Here is a 6,151-nt window from a genome sequence, read left to right as displayed (position 1 = left end):
AATCTAGCGCGGAACTCATCGTGGAGCGGGTGGTAGCACCTAATGAAGACTCCGAATACATTAGCGCAAACCAACCTCGTTATCGGAAATATCATTTGCAATAACGAGGCGGACCATACATTTTTATAGCTGACGCCGACTAGAGCTTGGCGCCAGTGACCTTATTCAGTCGACCATCTTCTTTCGCTTGCTCAGCCCGGCGGCGGCGAACATCTTTGGGATCTGCGATTAATGGGCGATATATCTCCACCCGCATCCCGGGCTCAAGTCTATCGCTGGCTTTGATCAAACGACTAAAACTGCCCAACTTAACGGTATCGATATCTATCTCAGGAAAGAAATCAATCATACCGCTTTGCAATACCGCGTCCGCCACCTGGGTGTGACTATCCACCATGACGCTAATCACTTTCGCTCTATCTGGCAGCGCATAAATAATATCGACGCTAAAACTGTCTTGATTGTGATTCATAACTTACCCTGGATAGATAACCTTGGCTCTTTGAGTGAATGCTTGCACCATTGAGCCGACTAAATCTTCAAAAATCTTACCAAATGCCATCGCCACCAAAGGGCTAGAAAACGCAAAATCCAGCTCAAACTCAACTTTACATGCGTCGTCGGTTAATTCAGTGAATTGCCAATAGCCTTGCAAATGCTTAAAAGGTCCATTGTCGAGCGTGAGCTCAATCCGTTTGCCCGGGATCACCTGATTTCGGGTACTGAAGGTTTTTTTGATACCGGCTTTCGCCACATCTACAGACGCCAGCATGGTTTTACCATCAAACTCAATCACTTTACCGCCAACACACCCCGGCAAAAACTCTTTATATGACTCGACATCATTGACCAATTCATACATTTGCATTGCACTGGCTCTCACCAAGGCACTGCGGCTCAACTTCGGCATGTTATGTTCCGGATATAGTGGCTATTGCAAGTCATAGTTTACCACGAACAGATGAAAACTCATCAACTGCGAATGCCCCTGTGGTGAAAAACCAAGCAACCAAAACCTTTAGTCAAACCTCGGCTTAAAATATTGTTATACTGGCAATTCCAAATTCACCCTCGGCGAGTATAATGGCGGTCTATGGCTAAGAATAACTCAAAAAAATCCGCTAAGAACCCACCAGCTACGATTGCTCGTAATAAACGCGCAACCTTCGAATATCGTATCGAAGACAAGCTGGAAGCGGGCCTGTCCTTGATGGGCTGGGAAGTAAAATCTATCCGTGCTGGTAAGGTCAACTTGTCAGAAAGCTTTGTGCTGCTCAAAAATGGCGAAGCCTTCTTGCACAACCTCAGCATTACGCCTTTAAACACGGCATCAACTCATGTGGTATGTGATCCTACCCGCATGCGTAAGTTACTGCTTAATCGCCGTGAACTTGACCGTTTAACCGGCCAGGTCGAACGCCAAGGCTACGCCATTGTGCCAATCTCCATGTATTGGCGTAAAGGGGCTTGGGTCAAGGTTGAAATCGGCTTAGGTAAAGGTAAGAAAGATCATGACAAGCGTGAAGATACCAAACAACGCGAATGGTCGATTGAAAAAGCCCGAGTCATGAAGAATAAATAACGACTGGCTGTTCAGATAACCAACAAACAGCCAGCACAGTGTAATTCAGTAGTAGACATTTCAACTCAACCAGTTACACTTCAAATCACGGGGGCGATTCTGGATTCGACGGGATTCGCGAAACTCCGGGAGCATGTCGAGGGGCGGTTGGCCTCGTAAAAAGCCGCAAAGTTATAGTTGCAAACGACGATAACTACGCTCTAGCAGCTTAAGGCCGCTAGCCATCACCCACACGTCTTGCACATGGGCAGTGGATCTGATGGTCATCTTACATCGTGCTAGCGAGGGAACTCTGTCTGGGGGTGAACCGCGAAACAGCACCAGGCTCACCGGTTGTCATCCTGTCTTTCGGAGGATAAGCGGTTAAATAAAAGAAAGACTAAACATGTAGCGCCTTGAGCGTAGGTTTTTCGGACGCGGGTTCAAGTCCCGCCGCCTCCACCAAACCTTATAAAAAAGACGTCCTCGGACGTCTTTTTTTTGCCTGCAATAAAGTAAAATCAATGACTTATATTTGCAGCCCTAGTTATATTTATAATTTTGTCACCAAATTGAGTTTGATAAGCTAGCCCTAGAGCTACTCAAGTTTGCCATGGCCGAACATCAAGGCATAACGGCTTTAGCACCAATCCAGTCAGCCCTCGACAGCTTCTATCAACATCAAGACAGTCAGCATCTTCATTTTCACGAACATCTGTTGCAAGGCCACCTTACTTTGACCAAAACCTCAGTCGCCCCCAAAGTGACCATTTTGCTAAGTGCTTAATCAACACCATGAGCGAAAAGCCATTGAGCCACAACTTCCGAGTTATACCGACAGAGAACCAGAAAAAATTGAAGAAGATTTTGAAAGAACTAAAAAAGTTAAATTCAAATTAGATAAACCGATTTTAGCTATGAAAATGGGACTTGAACTGACTGTCACCGTTTATAAAGAATAACTGTCAGCTCAGGTCTGAGCTAGTACACTTTAGATGTCCTGATTGCTCTTTCAATACCTGTCCATTGAAAATACCCATTGGAAAACGGTCCTCGGCTATGTATTCCCTTATCAGTAATCACTAATTCAACCTCGGCGTTTATCAGTTTGCTGCTGACATGCCGACGGAGCCAAAAATATTTCCTAATGCGATCACTGACTAACTCCAGCCCAAAGCAACAAGTACCATGGCGATTATCGCGTTGCCATTAACATAGGAATAAAGGCTTATCCCAACAATCACAAAGATCACCCCAGCGATTCATTCCAACATCAGTCCATTTGAGCCATAGCGTCGAACTTGGTCATAGCGCTCACTCATATATTCTCGGCTTAATTTGAACTTAACTTTGCTCTCCTTTTGCCTAATATTGCGATATAAGCTGACATCCAAATCACAGATGTGATGACAAGACCCTACACAATCGCCGCCATGCTAAAGCATCCAATCAAGCGCGATTTAGTGAGCCACATAACTCTGCCGCCACAGTTAACAAGCTAGCACTGTTATTAAGCAGCATTCAAACGACTAGGCTGAGTAACGCCACGCTGACTTAAGCAAGCTCGGTTAGCAGCACTTATGCCGCAGACGATTTAGCCAGATGGCGCAAAATTGGCGGCGCACTTTGCGGTGGGAGTTAAAGCCCAGCACAACATTCATCTTGTAAAAAATCGACAATGTTTTGCAGCAATAAATAGTCAGGCACACAATATAAGACTCGGCCTTCACGGCGCTGAGAAATGATCCCTGCCGATATCATGGCGCTAATATGGTGAGACAAAGTGGAACCTGGGATCTGCAACGCTTCTTGAATTTGGCCAACCGTAATGCCTCCAGCCCCCCCTTTCACTAAGGTTTTAAATAAGGCAAGCCTTGTAGGATGTCCCAACTCTTTCAATACTTTAGCTGCAATTTCAATATTCATGTTTACCTCATCCAATCACTGATTTCGATAGTACCAGTATCATCAATCTATTGGCTACCCTAACCTTTACCCCTGCCATAGTTGGCTGCTATCGCAGCGACGAGCGTGCCGCTGCAATCCCCAACCACACTCAGTTTATCGATGATAAGTGAAATTAATTCGATAATTCCAGAAGTAAGGTATTGTACTAATACAAGCCAAACGCTACTATTCGACAATAATCGAAATAAAAGCTGCCATCAGCCATCATTAACCCGACAACACTCTGATGATGTGTTATCAGCCACGGCGAGGTTTGACTTCAATCCTGAATGCTTTGCGAGGAGATGTTATGAACACGATATTTGCGGCCAAAAAAGAACCCGCCCTCCTCTGGGCTCTGACTCATGGGATGGCATTTCGTTCGTCAACCGGTTCCGCCAGTCACGTCCCCTTTAGTCTCAGCCCGAGTCAAATTAGTCCTGAACGCTTCCATACTCTGCAGGATGCAGGGGAACTGATGGCTATGCTCATCGATAACCTTTCAAGGCAAGATCACATCTTAGATGCGGCCATTAGCCCAATCGTGGCACACGACCCATTATTTGCTGCACTGCTTGAGATGCATAGGCAGCTATATCAATCAACCACGCCCCCGCCACGGGTACCGCTATTAATATTACGCAGCGACTTTTTAGATGACAGTGATTTTGGCACCACATTAGTGGAAGCCAACAGCATCGCTGCCGGCATGGGGCCATTTGGCCAATTAACTCATCAATTACATCAGCATTTACAGCAGCGCCCCGCCGCGCCGGAGTTAGGGCTAACATCGTCACTGGTTGAAAACCCTGCGATTGAGCGATTAGCCACAGCCATTGCCGCCGCGACAATGAACATCAAGCAAGCGTTTAATGATCAAGACCCGCCGAGATTTTTAATGGTGGTGCAGCCAGATGAAGACAATGTCTTCGATCAATTTCTACTGGAGCAGGCATTGCAACAACGTGGCATTGACACGCTGCGCCGCACCTTTAGTGAACTTCAAGGCCAGTTATCCACCGGACCACAGCAGCGGTTGATGCTCGCCGGCGTCGGAAGTCTGGACACTGTATATTTGCGAAGCGGCTATCAGTATGACGATTATAGCTCGCCATCAAGTTCGGCTGATTTGATGGCCATTAGGGTCTTTATTGAACGCCATAGAGTGGCTGTCAGTGCGACGGTCAGTCAGCAATTGGCGTCTAGCAAACGGATGCAAATGCTGTTATCGCAATTGCCGGCTTCCGCCCTGACTCAATTTGGCTTAAGCCAAGATCAAGCGGCCATGGTGAAGCCATTACTAGGTGAAATAATAGCAGTCAATGAGCAAAGTATTGCCAAGGTAAAAGCAGATCCTAGCGCCACTTGGGTGTTAAAAGATCAAAGGGAAGGTGGCGGTCACTGCTTGTTTGATACGGATATCATCACCAAACTGGCGCAACTCTCGAGTGAGGAGTACCCTGCATGGCTCCTCATGCGCCGCCTGCATCCGCGGCCAGCGAATGCCCCTGCATACATTGTTCGTCATGGTAAGCTGGAAGTGATTGATGATTTAGTGGCTGAAATTGGCATATTTAATGTCTGGTATGACGGCCAGCCCTGCCCATTAGAGCCAGCGCCCCCCTTGAACACACCGGACATCACAGACTCAATGCCGGCCAATCAAGCGCCGCGCCGCCCCAATGCCCACCCAAGCTTTGCCGGCTACTTGGTGCGCAGTAAGTCAGCACAAACAACCGAAGCTGGCGTTCACAGTGGTCGAGGCGTGCTTGACTCACTGATGTTTAGCTTTCCAAGTTAAAGTGAGTCGCGTCCATGTGCTTGATAAAAATCGAGTTCAGGCCCAGCGGGGATAATCCCGCTAGGGTTTATCATGGTATGAGAGCGATAATAATGCAGTTTGGTATAAGCAAAATCCACCGTCTCGCTTATGCCAGGGATTTGATACAACTCCCGTAAATACCCTGATAACGCCGGATAATCAGCAATCCGCCGCTGATTACATTTAAAATGCCCCACATACACTGCATCAAAGCGCACCAAGGTTGTAAATAAGCGCCAATCAGCCTCAGTGATGTTAGCCCCTAATAAATAGCGCTGATTTGCCAGCAGTGACTCTAGCCAGTCTAACCCGCAAAATACCTCGGTCACCGCCTGATCATAACTGGCTTGAGTCTTGGTAAAACCGGCTTTATAGACGCCATTATTGACTTGGTGATATACCCGCTCATTGATGGCATCAATTTGGCTGCGCAGTTCATCGGGGTAATAATCTCCCGTGGCAGCCCCCACTTCATCAAAGGCGCTGTTAAACATCCGCATAATATCGGCTGATTCATTACTAACAATCGTCTGCGTATGCTTGTCCCACAACACAGGAACGGTGACCCGGCCACTATAATTAGGCTGTGCCTTGGTATAGATTTGATGGAGATATTCCACCGGTTCCGCATCATCCCTCTCCCCCCCAACCCGACGCAAAGAGCCATCATCCTGCATAATCGCATTAACGACCGATCGCGACATAAAGTTCGCTAACCCCTTAAGCTGACGCATAATTAAAGTACGATGTGCCCAAGGACACGCCAGCGATACATATAAGTGATAACGTCCTGGTTGGGCGATAAATCCCGCCGTTCCCAT

The 6,151-nt window shown here is 47.1% G+C and carries 7 protein-coding genes and 1 other RNA gene; 4 read left to right on the top strand and 4 right to left on the bottom strand.

Features of this window, described 5'->3' with window-relative positions; genetic code table 11:
* Positions 1–139: 139 nt before the first annotated feature.
* Together KU855_RS06800 and KU855_RS06795 are read right to left on the bottom strand one after the other, a co-directional pair.
* Positions 140–472, bottom strand: a complete 333-nt coding sequence (locus KU855_RS06800; protein WP_218529554.1) for an RnfH family protein — start codon at positions 470–472, stop codon at positions 140–142.
* Positions 473–475: 3 nt separating this feature from the next.
* Positions 476–910, bottom strand: a complete 435-nt coding sequence (locus KU855_RS06795; protein WP_218529553.1) for a type II toxin-antitoxin system RatA family toxin — start codon at positions 908–910, stop codon at positions 476–478.
* Positions 911–1,093: 183 nt separating this feature from the next.
* On the opposite strand from KU855_RS06795, the gene smpB reads away from it, so the two are divergent.
* The 3 genes from smpB (at position 1,094) to KU855_RS06780 (ending at position 2,523) form a co-directional block, all read left to right on the top strand.
* Positions 1,094–1,582 (top strand): SsrA-binding protein SmpB, encoded by a 489-nt coding sequence (gene smpB / locus KU855_RS06790; RefSeq protein WP_218529552.1) that lies wholly within the window; start codon positions 1,094–1,096, stop codon positions 1,580–1,582.
* 89 nt (positions 1,583–1,671) lie between these two features.
* Positions 1,672–2,026, top strand: a transfer-messenger RNA (tmRNA) gene (gene ssrA, locus KU855_RS06785).
* A 314-nt stretch (positions 2,027–2,340) separates the two neighbouring features.
* On the top strand, positions 2,341–2,523 hold the full coding sequence (locus KU855_RS06780; RefSeq protein ID WP_218529551.1) for a hypothetical protein: 183 nt from the start codon (positions 2,341–2,343) through the stop codon (positions 2,521–2,523).
* Positions 2,524–3,199: 676 nt separating this feature from the next.
* Here KU855_RS06780 and KU855_RS06775 read toward each other — a convergent pair.
* Positions 3,200–3,487, bottom strand: coding sequence for a helix-turn-helix transcriptional regulator (locus KU855_RS06775; RefSeq protein ID WP_218529550.1), 288 nt, complete (start codon positions 3,485–3,487; stop codon positions 3,200–3,202).
* Positions 3,488–3,818: 331 nt separating this feature from the next.
* Here KU855_RS06775 and KU855_RS06770 point away from each other — a divergent pair, with 331 nt between their 5' ends.
* Entirely contained in the window at positions 3,819–5,309 is a 1,491-nt protein-coding gene (locus tag KU855_RS06770) for a glutathione synthase (RefSeq protein WP_218529549.1), read from the top strand.
* Here KU855_RS06770 and KU855_RS06765 read toward each other — a convergent pair.
* Complete coding sequence (locus KU855_RS06765) at positions 5,306–6,151, bottom strand: glutathione S-transferase family protein (protein ID WP_371316328.1); 846 nt, start codon at positions 6,149–6,151, stop codon at positions 5,306–5,308. The genes KU855_RS06770 and KU855_RS06765 overlap by 4 nt on opposite strands.

It is taken from the genome of Shewanella sp. NIFS-20-20 (assembly GCF_019209865.1).
Lineage (GTDB): Bacteria > Pseudomonadota > Gammaproteobacteria > Enterobacterales > Shewanellaceae > Shewanella.
Note: the sequence above shows the minus strand (reverse complement) of the source record. Positions and strands in the feature narration are given on the sequence as shown.